The 17,366-nt window shown below is 31.8% G+C and carries 16 protein-coding genes and 2 tRNA genes; 5 read left to right on the forward strand and 13 right to left on the reverse strand.

Annotation, left to right across the window (positions count from 1 at the left end; translation table 11 throughout):
* The first annotated feature begins 6 nt into the window (after nt 1–6).
* Entirely contained in the window at nt 7–216 is a 210-nt protein-coding gene (locus MUA37_RS09300; protein ID WP_002510131.1) for a TM2 domain-containing protein, read from the forward strand.
* Between the two features lie 341 nt (nt 217–557).
* Here the strand turns inward: MUA37_RS09300 and MUA37_RS09305 are convergent, their stop codons facing one another.
* Nucleotides 558–1,454 carry an ABC transporter substrate-binding protein gene (locus tag MUA37_RS09305; protein ID WP_262624546.1) on the reverse strand — a complete coding sequence of 299 codons (897 nt, stop codon included), beginning with the start codon at nt 1,452–1,454 and terminating at the stop codon, nt 558–560.
* A gap of 431 nt (nt 1,455–1,885) precedes the next feature.
* On the opposite strand from MUA37_RS09305, the gene MUA37_RS09310 reads away from it, so the two are divergent.
* Entirely contained in the window at nt 1,886–3,382 is a 1,497-nt protein-coding gene (locus MUA37_RS09310) for a glycosyltransferase (protein WP_002510133.1), read from the forward strand.
* 61 nt (nt 3,383–3,443) lie between these two features.
* On the opposite strand, the gene MUA37_RS09315 is transcribed toward MUA37_RS09310, so the two are convergent.
* The 4 genes from MUA37_RS09315 to MUA37_RS09330 form a co-directional block, all read right to left on the reverse strand.
* On the reverse strand, nt 3,444–3,932 hold the full coding sequence (locus MUA37_RS09315; protein WP_262624547.1) for a GNAT family N-acetyltransferase: 489 nt from the start codon (nt 3,930–3,932) through the stop codon (nt 3,444–3,446).
* A gap of 286 nt (nt 3,933–4,218) precedes the next feature.
* Nucleotides 4,219–4,307: transfer RNA gene (locus tag MUA37_RS09320), tRNA-Ser, on the reverse strand.
* 2 nt (nt 4,308–4,309) lie between these two features.
* Nucleotides 4,310–4,384: transfer RNA gene (locus tag MUA37_RS09325), tRNA-Asn, on the reverse strand.
* A 142-nt stretch (nt 4,385–4,526) separates the two neighbouring features.
* Complete coding sequence (locus MUA37_RS09330; RefSeq protein WP_031266496.1) at nt 4,527–5,090, reverse strand: competence protein ComK; 564 nt, start codon at nt 5,088–5,090, stop codon at nt 4,527–4,529.
* A 246-nt stretch (nt 5,091–5,336) separates the two neighbouring features.
* Between MUA37_RS09330 and MUA37_RS09335 the strand changes: the two genes are divergently transcribed.
* Nucleotides 5,337–5,555, forward strand: coding sequence for an IDEAL domain-containing protein (locus MUA37_RS09335; protein WP_002510136.1), 219 nt, complete (start codon nt 5,337–5,339; stop codon nt 5,553–5,555).
* Between the two features lie 76 nt (nt 5,556–5,631).
* Here MUA37_RS09335 and MUA37_RS09340 read toward each other — a convergent pair whose 3' ends face one another.
* Entirely contained in the window at nt 5,632–6,621 is a 990-nt protein-coding gene (locus MUA37_RS09340; protein WP_002510137.1) for a lipoate--protein ligase, read from the reverse strand.
* 196 nt (nt 6,622–6,817) lie between these two features.
* Here MUA37_RS09340 and MUA37_RS09345 point away from each other — a divergent pair, with 196 nt between their 5' ends.
* Both MUA37_RS09345 and MUA37_RS09350 read left to right on the forward strand, forming a co-directional pair.
* Complete coding sequence (locus MUA37_RS09345; RefSeq protein ID WP_002510138.1) at nt 6,818–7,003, forward strand: YkvS family protein; 186 nt, start codon at nt 6,818–6,820, stop codon at nt 7,001–7,003.
* A 4-nt stretch (nt 7,004–7,007) separates the two neighbouring features.
* Entirely contained in the window at nt 7,008–7,610 is a 603-nt protein-coding gene (locus MUA37_RS09350) for a CPBP family glutamic-type intramembrane protease (RefSeq protein ID WP_103388138.1), read from the forward strand.
* Between the two features lie 49 nt (nt 7,611–7,659).
* Here MUA37_RS09350 and MUA37_RS09355 read toward each other — a convergent pair whose 3' ends face one another.
* From MUA37_RS09355 to MUA37_RS09385, 7 genes are all read right to left on the reverse strand, one after another.
* Nucleotides 7,660–9,168 (reverse strand): bifunctional metallophosphatase/5'-nucleotidase, encoded by a 1,509-nt coding sequence (locus MUA37_RS09355; protein ID WP_107373853.1) that lies wholly within the window; start codon nt 9,166–9,168, stop codon nt 7,660–7,662.
* Between the two features lie 196 nt (nt 9,169–9,364).
* Nucleotides 9,365–10,669: a TrkH family potassium uptake protein gene (locus MUA37_RS09360; protein WP_369946164.1), complete on the reverse strand. Its 1,305-nt coding sequence runs from the start codon at nt 10,667–10,669 to the stop codon at nt 9,365–9,367.
* Between the two features lie 74 nt (nt 10,670–10,743).
* Complete coding sequence (locus MUA37_RS09365) at nt 10,744–12,486, reverse strand: S1C family serine protease (RefSeq protein WP_214336161.1); 1,743 nt, start codon at nt 12,484–12,486, stop codon at nt 10,744–10,746.
* Between the two features lie 200 nt (nt 12,487–12,686).
* A complete protein-coding gene (locus MUA37_RS09370) occupies nt 12,687–13,484 on the reverse strand; it encodes a TerC family protein (RefSeq protein ID WP_103388136.1) in 798 nt (265 codons plus the stop codon).
* Between the two features lie 284 nt (nt 13,485–13,768).
* Entirely contained in the window at nt 13,769–15,331 is a 1,563-nt protein-coding gene (locus MUA37_RS09375) for a peptide chain release factor 3 (RefSeq protein WP_002510144.1), read from the reverse strand.
* Nucleotides 15,332–15,343: 12 nt separating this feature from the next.
* On the reverse strand, nt 15,344–15,574 hold the full coding sequence (locus tag MUA37_RS09380) for a YueH family protein (RefSeq protein ID WP_172606422.1): 231 nt from the start codon (nt 15,572–15,574) through the stop codon (nt 15,344–15,346).
* Nucleotides 15,564–17,048 (reverse strand): UDP-N-acetylmuramoyl-L-alanyl-D-glutamate--L-lysine ligase, encoded by a 1,485-nt coding sequence (locus MUA37_RS09385; protein ID WP_262624926.1) that lies wholly within the window; start codon nt 17,046–17,048, stop codon nt 15,564–15,566. The genes MUA37_RS09380 and MUA37_RS09385 overlap by 11 nt, the downstream gene beginning before the upstream one ends.
* Between the last annotated feature and the right edge of the window lie 318 nt (nt 17,049–17,366).

Here is a 17,366-nt window from a genome sequence, read left to right on the forward strand (position 1 = left end):
AGAATAATGAAAGTTAACAAAGTTATTTATGTAGTTTTAGCCTTTTTCCTTGGTTGGATAGGAGTTCATAAATTTTATTCAAATCAAGTACTACAAGGTATAATGCACATCATCTTCTTTTGGACCGGCATTCCATATATCATCGCTATAATTAGTGGAATTATTACGATATTTTTCAAAAAAGCAGATGATGAAGGCATGATTTACTTCCCTTAATTTACATGATTACTATTTAAAGTTTAATTTTTATAGACTTAACTTAAAGAATTTGGGTAAATAAATAATATCCAGTTGTAACAACTTAGGAGGTATAAAAAATGCAACAAATTATACAACGTGTACTAAGAGCAGTAGCTGTTAGTTTTATCATTAGAGGCATAAAACGCTTATTTAGTAAAAAAAATAACAAGTAATAAACACACCCCACCCTTTGTAGCACTTAATGTGACTCAAAGGGCTTTTTTGTGTAATATCACACCATGACTATGTCATTAAATTACAATAAAAAGCACTGAATGCGTGCATAATGACGACCATTCAGTGCTCTTATCATAGTATTAATTAATGTTCATGATTTCTTTCTTAAATTGTTCACCTTGTTTTTCAATTGTTATCAAGTCACTATAGATGGCTTCATCTGCATCATAATAAATCACGTTATTTTGTACTACTGCTTCATTATTTTTCCACATATCTGAAGTTGTAAATTCTGCTTTTGATTTTTTACCATCAGGCGTAGGAATCATTAAATAATCTCCTGCATAGTCATTAAATTTTTCTTTAGGTACTTTCATAAAGCGTTCTGCAGGCATAGCTTTTTGTGCCTCAGGATCTTGTTTTACTTTAAAACCATCATATAATGTGTCACTGCCTCTACCAAAACGTGGTCCAAATTGATAAATGTCTTTTTGTTGAATATCCATAATTGAAAATGTTGCATCATTACCGATGTGTTTTTTGATCTCTTTACCATCTTGTTCTAATTTTTTCGCAACTTCATTAGCCTGTTGCTTAGCTTTATCTTCTTTATTAACAAGTTTACCATATTCTATATGTGTTTCTTTATAATCTAATTTTTGTACTTTAATTGGTACTGTTGGTGCAATTTTAGAGAATTTTTTATTATTTTTATTTTCTTTATATGTAATGATTAAATCTGGTTTTAATTTAGCTACAGCTTCAACATCTTCTGGATTTACCTTTTTCACTTTACTATTCCCTAGATATTTAGAATCTGGAAAAGCATTCGTAATCGCTACAGGTTCAACCCCTAACTTTTTCAAACTACCATAATTTGCAGTTAACAATACTATACGTTTAGGGTTTTTAGGTATTTTCACTTTGCTATCATCTGTAGTTGTATATTCTCTTTGCTCATTTTCACTTTCTTTTTTATTACCACAAGCTGCTACAACGAAGCATAAACATAATGCTATTATTAATAATTTCTTCATATACTTTACCTCTTTTTTATCCATCATACCTTTAATCGATAATAATTATCAATATCATTTAAAGTTTTTGACTCGAATTATTTTCATCTTAACTAAAAAAGTCTCTAAAAATGTAAATATACCTACTTATTCCAAATTATAACTCCGCAGAGTGCTTAACTTTTTTAAATTCCTTCATTTAGACTTTAAATTGAAAATCAAATCTTATATACTATTTTACTGTCCATAATATTATTTCAAACAATATATAAATACTCTGGTACTATGTTAATAACTTATAGCTAATTTTTTATAATTATGCTGTAGATACTGCTAGTTTTATTGCCGTAACAATCATATATTGTTGATTTTTTATAGTGATAAAATAGCTTAATAACTTACAATATGGTGTTGGGTTACCGATACTTACGAAAAACAGAAAGGATTTAAAAATGATCTATACAATAACTTCAACATTGCCATTACAACATGGCGGAAGAACAAAAGCTTTACTGAATAGAATAAAATTAATAGATCAAGCTTTAAATATCAATACAACAATTTTAACAACTAACTATAATGCCAATTATAACGATATTTATAAATCATATTTAGAAGATGAAAAAATAACAACTAATACTTATTTTGAAAACATTTATGACTGGTTAGCAGATTATAAATTACTTATTGAACCCACTACTGATAATCCCAATCAACTGACTTACCATGAAACGCCTTATGAATTATCAGGTTTTACTTCAGAAATTTCAAAAGACAAAAGCATCGTACGGTACTACGATAATGAAACGTATGTTTTATATAGACGCTATTATGACAATACTAAAGTAGTTAAATTTGAAGACTATATGTCCCCTATCAGTAAGAAAAAAGTTCAACGCTGGCAATATAATAAAAATGGCATATTGCACAAAAAAGTATATTACGCACCCAAATCTTCTCAAAAAATATTAGAAGAATTTTTCGATGTTTATGGTGCTATTTATTGTATGAAGTTTTTTGAAGATAATGCAGACAATGACTTAAGCTTTATCCAGACGTACAAGGATAAACAGCCACATAAAACTTTCACTTCAGAAAAACAATTATTTCGATATTATTTTGATAGCAAGTTCAAAGATGGCGACATAATATTTAATGATGCACGCTTATTGGATGCACCACTATTAAAACAAACAAAGCGTACTAAAAATATTTTAGTATTTCACAGTAGTCACCTTGGTAAACACAATATAAAAAGCTCATATAAATATGCTTTAAAAAACGCTGACAAAGTGACACAATACATCGTTTTAACACACCAACAAAAAGCAGATATTTTAACCAATAATGTTATAACTGAAAACAAAATTTCCGTTATACCTCATTTCATTAAACCCGTAAATATAGATACACAGCTACCACAACAAAATCGTTTCATATTTATTGGACGATTGGTACCTGAAAAACAAATAGAACATATTATTCATGCATACAAAAAATTCGTAGCTAAAGGATACTCGACTACATTAAGTATCTTTGGTAGTGGCGACGCCAATTATAGTTCATATATAAAAACACTGATTGATGATTTAGAGCTACAACAAAAAATAACAATTAATGAACATACAAATAACCCCATACAAGAACTACAACAATCCAAAGCTTCCCTTCTTACAAGTCAATATGAAGGCTTCGGTTTAACCATAATGGAAAGTATAGAAGTTGGATGTCCTGTTATTTCATATGATATTAGATATGGTCCGTCCGAAATCATAACGCATGGTGAAAATGGATATTTAGTCGAAGCCAACAATATAACTGAGTTAACAGAATACATGACGAAGATCATTGACTCACCACTCAAAAGTGTTGAAACGACATCAACAGTAAAATATGACACCGCTATAAATAATTACAAGCAACTATTTTCTCTATTAAATGATGCTTAATAATCATCATTTAACATAATAAAACCCATCCATTTCGAATATGGATGGGTTTTTTATGGGATTACTTCAGTATTAATTGATAGAATGCTAAATCTAGCCATTTATCAAATTTATATCCTACGCTTTTAATGTTACCACACGCAACAAAGTTGAATTTTTCATGCAATTTGATACTTCCTTCGTTATTAGCATCTATGCCAGCAACAATAGTTTTATATCCTTTATACTCTATCTCTTTAATTAATTCAGTTAACAGCTTAGAAGCTATACCTTCTTTTCTAGTATTAGGATCAACATATATAGAATGTTCCACAGTATTTTTATATGCAGGCCAATCTCTAAACGAACCATATGTAGCAAAACCTACCACTTCATTATCCTTTACATAAACTATTACTGGTTCATTTTTTGCAAGTTTTTCCGCAAACCATGCTTGTCTATTTTCAAGTGTCACCGGATCATAAGAATAAACAGCTGTAGTATTTAATATCGCATCATTATAAATTTTCGTTATGTTGTGTAAATCTTCTACATGTGCCAATCTAATCATTTTATCACTCCTTGCACATCATACTACTGAAGCCAAATATCATGTGCAAATTTGTGTGAGATAAAATGACATTATTCACATGACTAATACATCATATTATTTGATATTCAAAATTAGCTTTATAACTATAAATGTAAAGTAATTAAAGTGGAAGTTATAATATTTATCACCCTACATTTTATTAGCATTCGCTGTTTCTTAACATTTAGATAAAAAAAAGAACGTTGCGTTAACAACGTTCTTACGATAATGTGAAGTATTCATAGTAAATACTTACATGTTATAACGGAAACGGAGGGATTCGAACCCTCGCGCCGCTTTCGCGACCTACACCCTTAGCAGGGGCGCCTCTTCAGCCAACTTGAGTACGTTTCCAATGGCTCCACAGGTAGGACTCGAACCTACGACCGATCGGTTAACAGCCGATAGCTCTACCACTGAGCTACTGTGGAATAATATGTGTCTCTCATCAAGCACAAATATAATTATATCAATTACACATAAATTTTCAAGTGTTAATGTTAAAAAAATATGCGGAATATTTACACTAATTTAATACTTTATTCCGCATATTTCATTTTTACAAGTATTTCTTTATTTATGTTCAAATAATGAGTACTTAGCTAATGCTTCATAAATATTTAATTGCGGTTTAGTATAATCGATTGGTGCATCTGGATCAAAAGTAGCAATCCTTGCTGCTCTATCCATCATATAATAGTAATAAATGGCGTTTAAATATTGATGCCTCATACTATGTGCAGAAATATCTATATTGAGTGTTTGCTCATCAACAAAAGTAATTTTGCATTTTCTGTCTTTTAATCTCTTTATATGTTGTACATAATGAATATTAATCCAAGCATTTTCATCTTTTCTGTCAGAATGGGTAGGAAAAAAGTAAGTAGGAAATAGCGGTGTAAATAATATCGGCGGTTTACTGATAATTCCAGTAATTCTAATGGTATCTTCTTTTTTAAAGTGATAGCTACTGCCATAAAAACGACATGATCTCTCAATAATTTTGTGTGTTCTATCTTTTACTTCTTCTATCTGTTGTTTATATTTTAATATTCGCGTCCCTCCATATTTTCTTTCTTTAGTGTCAATGGGTTGTATCACCATGTCTCCTTTCTTAATGACATATTTACTAAATATTGTAATCGCCTCCTCAGCTATTAATTAACAATATATTATAGTATTACTATTTTAAAATCAATTGTTTATATTATTTTCTTCTTTAATATTTCCATTAATTAAATTCCAGGGATATTTGGCTGTAAAATTCTAACTTTTAAAAGTTTCTTTTTACACTTTTAAATTCTAAAAAGTCAGAATATTCGTTGATTTCAAAAAATAATGATTGTATAATGAAATTAAATATATAGAAAGGACGTGTTCAAAATGAAACACAACACAAATGTAAAATATAATACATTAGAATCTTTTGTTTCTACAATTAACGACTTAGGCATTGAACTTATTATAGATGAGTCACTGAGAAATGTTCGTAAAGAACAATTAGAAATTCTTATAGACAATGCACTTAAGAACAAAAATGAGAATGATTTCAAGCGCTACACAGAAGAATACAAAAACTTGGAGGACTTTCTCGTTGGCTAATTTATACTCCACACATTTAGAATAAAAGTCTATTCCCTACTTTTAAATCAAGTATGAGAATAGACTTTTTTTAATGTTATGACATCAATCTTATTAGTTCATATTTATCAATATCACCAAAATAATGATACAAATTAAAATCATCTAATGCTGCTTCAATACTTTCAAAATCATGTAAAGTGCCTGTCAATGCTTCTTCTAAATCTGTAATATCTCCCTCACCAAAGAAATCTCCAAATATTTTAGCATGTTCAATACGTCCTCGTTTTACATCGAATTTAATTTGCACAAAGCCCTTTTCAAATTTTTCTTCACGTTCAAAATTATACTTAGGATTTTTGCCATAATTCCAATCCCATGTACGGTACTTAGTATTGCTTAGTTCTTCTATTTTTGACCAATCGTCTGCAGTTAACTCATATTCTTCCACATCACTTTGTTCCCCAAAAATAGTTTTTAATATAATGGATTTAAAGGTTTCAATATCGAGTGGCTCATCTAAAAATTCAACGATATTAGCAACACGACTACGTATGGATTTAATACCTTTAGATTTAATTTTTGCCGGATTTACTTTTAATGCGTTTTGTACTTCATTCAAATCACTATTTAAAATCAAAGTACCATGACTGAACATACGATCTTTAACTTTAACCATCGCATTACCAGATATTTTAGCTTGACCTACTTGTATATCATTTCTCCCACTTAATTCAGCATTTACGCCGAGTTTATTTAATGCTTCTACAATAGGTTCGGTGAATTTTTTGAAATTATGAAAACTATCACCGTCGTCATTTGTAATAAAACTAAAATTTAAATTGCCTGTATCATGATAAACTGCTCCACCGCCAGATATTCTTCTTACTACATCTATATTATGTTCATCAATATAAGGCTTGTTAATTTCTTCAATCGTATTTTGATTTTTCCCAATTATAATTGAAGGTCTATTAACGTAAAATAAAAAGTAGCTATCATCATTAGGCATATTTTTTAACACATATTCTTCCATAGCTAAATTCATAGTTGGGTCTGTAATATTTTTATTACTAATAAACTTCATTGTATCTCTCCTTCTCCTAATATATACCCTTATCTTATTTATGCATTATTTTTATTAAAATTGCCAATTATATACTCGCATTTTTTATAATTATTACTCAATTCATTCATTTCACACGATATAATGGATATTTGTTTATTTGTCTTGTATTTTTTAGTACAATATATCTAGTTAACTATTCTAGGGAGGACTCAAAATGACTGTTGCAGAAGTAGGAAATATTGTAGAATTTTATGATGGTTTAAAAGGCCGTGTAGAAAAAATTAATGATAATTCAGTAATTGTCGATTTAACAATCATGGAGAATTTCACTGAATTAGACTTACCTGAAAAAACGGTCATTAATCATAAACGATATAAAATCGTCGACCAAGAAGGATAATATTATGAAATCAATTTCAAAAGCATTAGTGTGGTTTATCATTAGTTTTTTGGTCTTTCACGTAATTTTATATATTATGTGGGGCGAAAAGCAAGAGTATTGGTACCTCTATACTGGTATCATGCTAATTGCAGGCGTTAGTTACGTCTTTTATCAACGTGATATAGAATCAAAACGACTACTGACATCTATAGGTGTAGGTATTTTGAGTGGACTGACGCTCATTATCATTCAATTAATTTTTGCTGCTATATCATATGATTTGAAATATTCTGAGCTTATTAAAGAGCTTACGCGTACAGGTGTATATTTCAAGTGGCAAATGTTGGTCACATTATTATTTGTAATACCTTGCCATGAATTATATATGAGAACCGTACTTCAAAAAGAACTAATTAAATTAAATATACCAAATTGGTTAAGTATTATAATTACAGCACTTTGTTCAGCTTCATTATTTTATTACTTAGATAACTTATGGATAGTTAGTCTTATTTTCATTGTCCAAATATTATTATCTATTAGCTACCTCTATACACGTAGAATAGCTACTACTGTTATTGCACAAATTGTTGCTGTGGTGCTTTTACTTATTTTCCATGGTTAAATATTTCTGAATAATAAAAAGCGTATCCATAGTGGGTACGCTTTTTCACTTATAAATAAACTTTAAATTGTTGTTTTTGTTGTATTTGATAACTATCATTACTTAAATTATCAGCAATAAGATCATTCATAGTAATTGAATGTTTATCATGGATAACTGCATTTTCTAAATATGATTGGTAATTGCGGTAACAATAGTCAGTCATTGATACGCGATACATATGATTTAAATTAATATTGTTTAAGGTCACTCGATTGAATGGTTGTGCATTCATATCAATTGTATAATCCACGCCTTGCCAAAATGTACATAAAGTTTCATCGATAATTGTAACGCTTAAGGCATCATTTGAAAATTCAATATGTGCATAGCTGTATTCCAAAATATCTTTTATATGTTGTCCTTTAATTGTTAAATCCATAGGTACGTCTGGATGTGGATAAGCATTATATAATTCCGCATTTGTTACTGTTCCTTGTAATCCTGTTTCCCCACTCTTCGGTAAATGAACACAAGAAATATCTAAGTCATAAACTAATCTAATGCTATCATGTAACAATTGGGTAAAAGCATGGGGCTGTGTAATTACATCTTCGAGTCCATTTACTCCAGCTTCTAAGTTATGAGCAGTAATAATGTCGTCTGCCCAATATTCTACTGCTTTTCTATCGTAATACGTCTCTGTTAATAATGCTTTATCTTCTTCAAAAGCATTTAAATCAATAATTTCAGAGTTAATACCTTCTAATTCAAAAGAACTTGTTCGTTTTTTAAAATCAACTTTAATATGTACTAATTTTTGAGCGTTTTGCCCTGCTTGTACATATACTGTTTGGTCGTTTCTACCGACAAAAGTTTGATGCTGATGACCTGTGATTAATAAATCAATCACTCCTATATGTTGCATTATTTTTTCTGCTTCATTTACTTTTTGTTCTCTTTCATTCGTAGAAGTATTAAGCTGATTTAGACCACCATGATATATAACAATTAAAAAGTCTGGGGCTTCACTTTCATGAATATAGCTAATCCATCTTTTGGCAGAAACTAGTGTTTTTTCAATAACCACATCGTGTTCCATTTCAAAATATTCACGTTCCATTAATCCATCGGAAGTTAAACCAACGATAGCGATTTTAATACCTTCTATTTCTTTTATCGTATAAGGCGTTGAAAAATATGGTTCCTTAGTACGATTATATTCTATATTTGCAGATAACCAAGGAAACCTTGATAGTGATACTGCTCTAGAGAAAAATGACAACCCAAATTTAAATTCATTTGGGCTTATGCCACTCGCATCATATTCCATAGCATTCATGAGCTTAATCATCGGATGTCGTTTATACGGTGCTACTACTGCATAATAAAATGCAGCTAGAGAACCGGCTAAACTACCTCCACTATCTAGCAATACTACATTGTTATTGCGCTGTCTCATGTGTTTTACATATGTACCAGCGCGATAAATGTTAGATCCATGATGTCCATTTAAAAAATAACTATGCATATCCGAAGTCGCTATAATATCAACATTTATTTTTTCACTTTGTGTCATATACCTCGCCCCTTTATCACTCACAGTTTAACACGATTGCGCTATATTACGATACTAAAGTAATTAATTAACCATGTTACTGATTAAAAAATGTGGACTCAATAACAATGTCAATATTACTTTTTTGACATTGCCACCTTGCCCACAAAATTATTAGTACAAATGACCTTATATTGTTTTTTAGCTTAGTCTAATATTAACCAATTTGAATACGTTCTTTTGGATAATGATACTTATCTGGTTCTTTCCTACCACCGAGCATAATAATAAAGCTAATCAATCCAACACGTCCTATAAACATGAGACCCATAAGTATTACTTTGGATGTTGAATGTAAATCGCTCGTAATTCCTAACGATAAACCACATGTTCCAAATGCTGACATGACTTCAAAAAACACTTCTAACAATGTCATTTCACTATTTTCAATGATTAAAATGCTGACAATACTAGCGAAAGTAATCAAACTAGCCATAGTGAAAACTGCAAATGAACGTTGTACATCCATCGCATGGATTTCACGATTAAATACTTTAATGGAAAACTTCTCTGAATTATTATTATAGTTAAGTAGAAATAAGATTAATATTGCGAATGTTGTTGTTCTTATTCCTCCTCCGACGGAACTTGGAGATGAACCAATAAACATCAAGAATCCCATAATGGCATTTGTACCTTCACTAAATTGACTTACATCAATAGTTTGTAAACCTGCACTACGTGTAGTTGAAGAATTAAATAGTGCATAGAATAAACTTTTATGCCAACTCATGTTCTGTAAAGCGTGATTATGCTCAAGTACTAAAATAATAATTACACCAAAAACGAATAAGAATAAGTATGTTGACGTTGTAATTTTAGTAAATAATGAAAATCTAAAATTAGGTATTCTATTTTTAATATACGCTTTCACTTCAAGTAACACCGGAAAACCTATTGAACCTAAAATAATTAAAAACATTACTATAGTTTGTACAAAGTAATCATTTGCGTAAGGAATCAAGGACTGGCCGGTTATATCTAAACCACCGTTAGTTGTTGCTGATACCGACACGAAAAAGCCTTGCATGATCGCATATGATAAATCCGGATTATCTCTGTAAAAATAAAATGTTAATAACATAGCTGCCACAAATTCAATAGCAAGCATTGTTTTCACAATATCTAATATTAATTTAACTGTACCACTCATCGTATCTTTATTATTATCCAACATAATGAGTTGACGTTCACGGATACCAATTCTTTTGCCTAAAACTACCCATAATAACGTCCCGATTGCCATAACACCGATGCCACCAATATTTAAAATCACCATAATAATGATTTGGCCAAAAGTCGAAAAAGTTTCGGAAATATTTATAGGAGTTAATCCCGTAACACTTACTCCGGATACTGCGACAAATAAAGTATCAATCGGTTTTACATCTACACCACTTTTATATACAAATGGTAAATTGAGTAATAAAAATGATACGACTATAGCAACGAGATAATACATGACAATCCCTTGTTGAGGGCTAGATTTTTTAAATAATTTATTAAAAATAGACAACGCTTTTACTCACCTCAACGTCACTTCAATTTAAGTTTAATATCTTTTACCTTACCATCTCTATATATTTTAAGTGGTAGAGTATCCAAATCATCTTTGTGACTAAAAATAATTTGTCTGTATCTTAGTTTATCTTCTAATTCTTTACCATCTAATTCTACTATGACATCATTTTTTTGCAACCCAGATTTTTCAGCTAAACTATTTTCTTGTACTTCACCAATAACTACACCATTATCGATGTCTTCAGGTAATTGTAATGAAGCTTTAGCGTCATCATTTAATTCTGCAGTATCAATAATTTTCACGCCAGTATTTGGATATTTTACTTCACCTTTTTTTTCTAATTCTTGTGCAGTTGATAATGCTGTATTTACAGGTATAGCAAATGCAATTCCTTCTACATTATCCATACTAATTTTCAAGGAAGCAATACCTACTAGCTTGCCATCTCTATCTATAATGCCGCCACCAGAGTTACCAGGGTTTACTGGAGCATCAATTTGAAATGCATCCATCAGCACATCATAGTTGTCATCTTTATCAATGTCAACTGGTACATGTCTATTCAGACCTGAGATTATTCCACTGGAAATAGACCCTTTAAAATCAACACCTAACGGATTACCTACTGCAATTATTGGTTCACCTAAAACCAGTTTTTGCGAATCACCATGTTTAATTGCTTTAATATCACTTTGTTTTTTTATTTTAGCTTTGACAACTGCTATATCTGACCATTTATCAGTGCCAATGACTTTACCAATTGTTTCATTGTCATCACCATATGTAATCTTTTGTTGTTCTTTATCTCCAACAACATGTGCATTCGTTATAATAAAAATAGAGTCGTCCACTTTTTTGTAGACGACACCAGAACCTAGTTCATTTTCTTGTCCTGCTTCTTTAGTTTCATTCTGTACTGATGAAGCGTCATCACTTGTATTATTTTCTACAGTGACTACAGAATGAATAGCTTTATTCGCACTCTTCATCGTGTTTGTGTACTGTTTATGATCATCGATACTGCCATTTAAAAATCCATCTTTATTGTGACCGTTGTTATCTACATTATTAAATATCGCATTCATCAAGGTTAATATTAAAATTACGCCAATAACAATTAAGATTTTAGCCCAATGGAATTTAATAAAAGCTCGTGTCTTATCTTGCCATGTTGGTTCAGTTTTAGATGTTGCTTGTTGTGTTGCTGACTGTTGCTCATCACTAGTTGTATTCGACGTAGTGTCTGCATCAACAGAATCGCTCACCTGAGATTGTTGTGCTTCTTCAGAGTGAAAACTCGTATTTTCATCCGCTGCTAATTGTGACTGATGCTCATCTTCATTTTGATCAGTTGTTGCTTCATTTGATGTCGATTTTGATAATGTTGTTGCTTCTGGACTCGAACTTTCTTGCACTTCAGTTGTTTCTTGCTCAATTGTTTTATCATCTGTTGTTGCATCTTCATTAGCTGTTGGGCTAGTTTGAGCGTCAGTTTCAACTGACGTGTTGCGCTTTTTCATTTCTTGTTGTTGCTGTTGAATTTCTTCTTGAGTGAGTTTTTCGATACGTGACTTTTGTAAATTTTCTTTCACTCTTTCTTCGTTGTTTTTAGCTACCTCTTCATCTTTAAGTGCTTGTTGTTGTTGTAGCTGCTGCTCGTATTTGATACGTTGTTCACGTTCTTCATTATGAAAGAACTGGCGGCGTTTACGACGATATTTCTTTCTAGGTATGATTATTTTGTTGTCTTTATCCACCAAATCTCCTCCTTCATTCGCTTATCATTATCCTTTCATTATGACATATTGCACAAAAAAATTCTTCTTTATTTCATCTTAATATGCAAAAAGTTGATACACAATATCTTTATTTTGTTAATTTTTTAACAGTTAACCATAATATAACTGAAAAAGCATTGGATTACACCTTTGAAAAGGTCCATCCAATGCTTTGATAATTAGTTTTTATGTTTTTTGTTATTACGCATAGACGTTAACCAGCCTACGATAACAAGTAAAATCATAACAGCCCAGAAAATAGTTTGCCAAATGGCACCGTGAGGGAATTCATGAGGTATTAAGCCAATGTCTTCGTGCGCTAACACAAGAACTATCAACTTAATGCCGACCCAGCCTACGATAGCAAATGCCGCACCTTCTAAACCTGGATATTTATTTAACAACTCTACAAAATATGTTGCCGCAAAACGCATGATTACGACACCGATTAAACCACCTAGGAACATTACAGTGAATTGCCCTAAGTCCATACCACCAAAATGAATACCAACTTTTGGTAAAGTAATAGCGATAGCCATTGCCGCTAACATTGAATCGATAGCAAAAGCAATGTCTGCAAATTCAACTTTGGCTACAGTGCCCCAAAACGCTTTGGAACTTGTTTTAATTTCTTCTCCATCTTCATCGTAGTGATGACTATCATTGCCAATTTCTTCATTTTCATCCTTATGTTGGAAGAAATTGTACAGGTTTTTGATGGACATATAAAGTAAATAAAGTGCACCTGCTGCTTGGATATACCAAAAATTTGCGATAATACTTATTAAAAATAGTGCTATAAATCTAAATACAAATGCACCTAATAAACCATAGAACAAGGCTTTTTTACGTTGTTCTGGGGGTAAATGCTTAACCATAACAGCCATTACGACCGCATTATCAGCCGCCAATAAACCTTCTAAGAATACTAAAACAACTAGTACCCATAAATAAGGTAAGATCAAACTCGGATCCATGACATTACAACTCCTTTAATTTTACATAAAAATAGAGACCTAAGCTAATAAGTTATGACCCACTGCTTCACATAAACTACAGAAAGACACAACTACAAGCAAAGGTCTCACTCAGCAAAAATACATTTACCCATTTTACCGGAAGTGCAAACACTTCGTAATGACGATAAAACGACTCTAATTGCTCCTTGTATTACTACAGTGCTTTATTAGAGCTAAGTTACTCCCCTCTGACATTTAGTCATAGGTATTCTATTTTTTATTTATTATACACGAAACTTTACTTATAATAAACTATATAACTTAATTTCAGGGAATTTTTCTTCAAACCAGCGCGTTGCAAAATCATTTTCAAATAAAAAGACGTATTGATCATAACGGTCTTTCACTAATATCGAACGTGAAGAATTCATTTTTTCTTGAATATCATCTTCATTTTCAATCCAACGTGCTATTTTCTTCCCTACTGGTTCCATAACTACATCTACGTTATATTCATTTTTAATTCTATGCTCAAACACTTCGAATTGGAGTTGTCCTACTGCACCTAGAATGATTTGGTTCGTGTGCAATGTTTTATAATATTGAATTGCACCCTCTTGCACTAGTTGTTCAATTCCTTTATGGAAATGTTTTTGCTTCATAACGTTTTTAGCAGAAACTTTCATAAATAATTCAGGTGTAAATTGAGGTAGCTCTTGGAAACTATATTTTTGATTTCCACCTACTAAGGTATCTCCAATTTGGTAATTACCGGTATCATATAATCCGATAATGTCACCAGCGACAGCATGATTTAACGTTTCTTTATCATCAGCCATAAAGGATGTTGAACGTGTAATTTTTTGTTTTTTCTTTGCTCGTTGTAATGTCACATCCATGCCACGTTCAAATGCGCCACTCACTATCCTCATAAATGCTATACGGTCTCTATGCTTAGGATCCATATTGGCCTGAATCTTAAAAATGAAACCAGAAAAGTCTTTGTCATAAGGAGAAACAGCTGTATCTTCTTTTGTTTGACGTGCATCTGGCATAGGCGCATGATCCACATAAGCATTTAGAAATTGTTCTACTCCAAAATTAGCTAATGCCGAACCAAAGAACACCGGTGTCAATTCACCCGCTAATAATGAATCATTATCAAATGAACCACCCGCTTCTTCGACAAGCATCAATTCTTCGATAGCCTGTTCAAAAGCACTATCATTCGTTATAGGATGAGATTCTTCCAATTCATAATCATCATTTAAATGTAATAAATTTTCTTCATCTCTAAAAGGTTCAATAGTTCTTGATTCTCTATCGATAATACCGAAAAAGTTTTGTCCCATGCCTACTGGCCAGTTCATTGGATAAGTTTCTATTTCGAGTGTTTGTTCTATTTCTTCTAATAATTCAAATGGTTCCTTACCTACACGATCTAGTTTGTTAATAAATGTAAAAATAGGAATACCACGCATTTTACACACTTTGAATAATTTTAATGTTTGTGGTTCAATCCCTTTCGCACAGTCAATTACCATAACTGCGCTATCAACAGCCATTAATGTACGATACGTATCTTCTGAAAAATCTTCATGGCCTGGTGTATCTAATATATTAATTTTATAGTGATCATAATCAAATTGCATCACAGAACTAGTTACTGAAATACCACGTTCTTGCTCTACTTTCATCCAATCACTTGTAGCAAACTTCCCACTTTTTTTACCTTTTACTGTCCCAGCTTCACGAATTGCACCACCGAATAACAATAGTTTTTCGGTTAATGTCGTTTTACCAGCATCGGGGTGAGAAATAATAGCAAACGTTTTTCGTGCTTCAATTTCTTCCTTAATTGTCATTTTAATTCTCCTTTAATACTCGTCTATCCATTCAATTACTCTTGTTGCAATTTGGGTACATTTTTGTTCGTCGAATATTGTAAATAAATGCATGATTATTTCTTCTTTCATTTCACAAGTATCGACGTGAGTTGTTAACTCTAACGACCAATTATAATCAGGTATCCCTACAAAATAGTGATGTATTTGGTCATCTTTATGCAGGTACACTCTAGTATCATCTGGTAAGTGTCTAATCTGCATGTGGTCCACCGTCAAATTTTGCATATGCTGCGTCTAAACCAATTAAATCGTCACGATGTGGTACTTTAACATGTCCTGGCATAATTTGATAAGGTTCTCTACCTTTCGAAGCTAACACAACGGTATCTCCTGGCTGTGCAATTTCAATAGCATGTTTAATTCCTTCTGCACGATCAGTAAACTCTACGTAGTTATTATGCGTAGCACCTTTCGCTAATTCTGAAGTTAGCATTTTCGGATCATCGTTTGCCGGATTATCAGGAGTAAAAATAACGTAATCAGCACGACAAGCGACACGGCCCATTTCAGGAGTTTTAGTTAAATCACGTTCTCCCGCCATTCCACATAAAAAGATTAGGCGCTGTTGTGCGAATGGTTTTACAGCATCAATTAATTTATCCATTCCATCAGCTGTATGCGCGTAATCAATAATTAAATCAATTGGCAATTCAGGATCTAGCACTTCTAAACGTCCATCGACAGGCTCTAAATATTCAACAACATCTATAACTTCTGTCAAAGGTATGCCCTTACTCCATACTGCAATGATTGCTGCCATGATATTAGAAATATTAAATTTTCCAACGTATGGGGATTTAACTGGATACACACCAAAAGGCGTTGCCAAATCAAAAGTAACACCTTGCAATGTTTCATTAATATTAATGGCCGTAAATTGTGCTTCACGATCGATACCATAAGTAAAAACCTCAAACGGTGTCACAGATGTTAAATATTCAGCAAAATCATCATCGTTATTAACAATGGCATATTTCTCTTTTGCTAAATCTTCACCTAATTGGCTAAACAATAATGATTTAGCATGCCCATATGCCTCCATAGTGCCATGGAAATCTAAGTGATCTTGCGTTAAATTTGTAAAGATTGCCACATCAAATTCGACTCCGCGTAAACGTCCCAACGCCAAACCATGACTCGATACTTCTAAAGTCATCGCTTCAGCTTGTTGTTGGACAGCTTCATTTATTTTCTTCGTTAATACTACCGTTTCAGGTGTTGTATTAGCACCTTTAGTTTTTTCTTCATTTATTTGAAAGCCGTTAGTACCTAAATAGGCACTGCCTTTATTTAATTTTCTATAAATATGATGAATCATTGTCGCAACAGATGTTTTACCATTTGTTCCAGTTACACCATAAGTTATTAATTGCTGGCTTGGATAATTAAACAATAAGTTGACTAAGATACTTGCTACACGTAAAGTGTCAGGCACTATAACTTGTGTCACATTACCTGTAAGTGTCAACTGTCTATTAACTACTACAATTTCACACCCTGCATCCACTAAATCTTGACAAAACTTATGACTATCCACTGTATAGCCCTCTGATGCTACAAATATGCTTTGTGCTGTAGCAGTACGTGAGTCAGTTGTTATATCAACTATATCTTGTTCTAATGATCCAATAACTTGTTTTACTTTTATTTTGTCAAACAACGTTTTCGCATCCAACATCTATCGCTCCTTTAAATCACATATGTTTATTATACACGTTTTTTCTTGTTTTTATAGCAATGATTTCTTGAAATTCATGATTTGTTTCTTCATTTTATGGCTATAGTTTAAATAAACAAACTATTAGAAAGTTTAATAATACTTGGAGAATTTTAACTTGATGTAAGTCATATGTTAAGTCTTTCTATAATTTGCTGATTATAATGAATCTGACGATACATTTTACTTTATTAATGCTAATCTATACTTATAAAAATAGATTTCATTGTAACTCATATACACTTAAACTAGTATGAATCATTTTACATCAACTTG

The organism is Staphylococcus arlettae (genome assembly GCF_025560845.1).
Lineage (GTDB): Bacteria > Bacillota > Bacilli > Staphylococcales > Staphylococcaceae > Staphylococcus > Staphylococcus arlettae.

Excerpts from the sequence above, each read along its gene's own strand:
- MUA37_RS09310 (WP_002510133.1), top strand. The coding sequence starts at position 1,886 with ATGATCTATACAATAACTTCAACATTGCCATTACAACATGGCGGAAGA.
- MUA37_RS09370 (WP_103388136.1), bottom strand. The coding sequence starts at position 13,484 with ATGGATCCGAGTTTGATCTTACCTTATTTATGGGTACTAGTTGTTTTA.
- MUA37_RS09375 (WP_002510144.1), bottom strand. The coding sequence starts at position 15,331 with ATGACAATTAAGGAAGAAATTGAAGCACGAAAAACGTTTGCTATTATT.
- MUA37_RS09340 (WP_002510137.1), bottom strand. The coding sequence starts at position 6,621 with ATGAAGTTTATTAGTAATAAAAATATTACAGACCCAACTATGAATTTA.
- MUA37_RS09355 (WP_107373853.1), bottom strand. The coding sequence starts at position 9,168 with ATGACACAAAGTGAAAAAATAAATGTTGATATTATAGCGACTTCGGAT.
- MUA37_RS09350 (WP_103388138.1), top strand. The coding sequence starts at position 7,008 with ATGAAATCAATTTCAAAAGCATTAGTGTGGTTTATCATTAGTTTTTTG.
- MUA37_RS09315 (WP_262624547.1), bottom strand. The coding sequence starts at position 3,932 with ATGATTAGATTGGCACATGTAGAAGATTTACACAACATAACGAAAATT.
- MUA37_RS09345 (WP_002510138.1), top strand. The coding sequence starts at position 6,818 with ATGACTGTTGCAGAAGTAGGAAATATTGTAGAATTTTATGATGGTTTA.
- MUA37_RS09335 (WP_002510136.1), top strand. The coding sequence starts at position 5,337 with ATGAAACACAACACAAATGTAAAATATAATACATTAGAATCTTTTGTT.
- MUA37_RS09305 (WP_262624546.1), bottom strand. The coding sequence starts at position 1,454 with ATGAAGAAATTATTAATAATAGCATTATGTTTATGCTTCGTTGTAGCA.
- MUA37_RS09360 (WP_369946164.1), bottom strand. The coding sequence starts at position 10,669 with ATGTATTATCTCGTTGCTATAGTCGTATCATTTTTATTACTCAATTTA.
- MUA37_RS09300 (WP_002510131.1), top strand. The coding sequence starts at position 7 with ATGAAAGTTAACAAAGTTATTTATGTAGTTTTAGCCTTTTTCCTTGGT.
- MUA37_RS09380 (WP_172606422.1), bottom strand. The coding sequence starts at position 15,574 with ATGCAGATTAGACACTTACCAGATGATACTAGAGTGTACCTGCATAAA.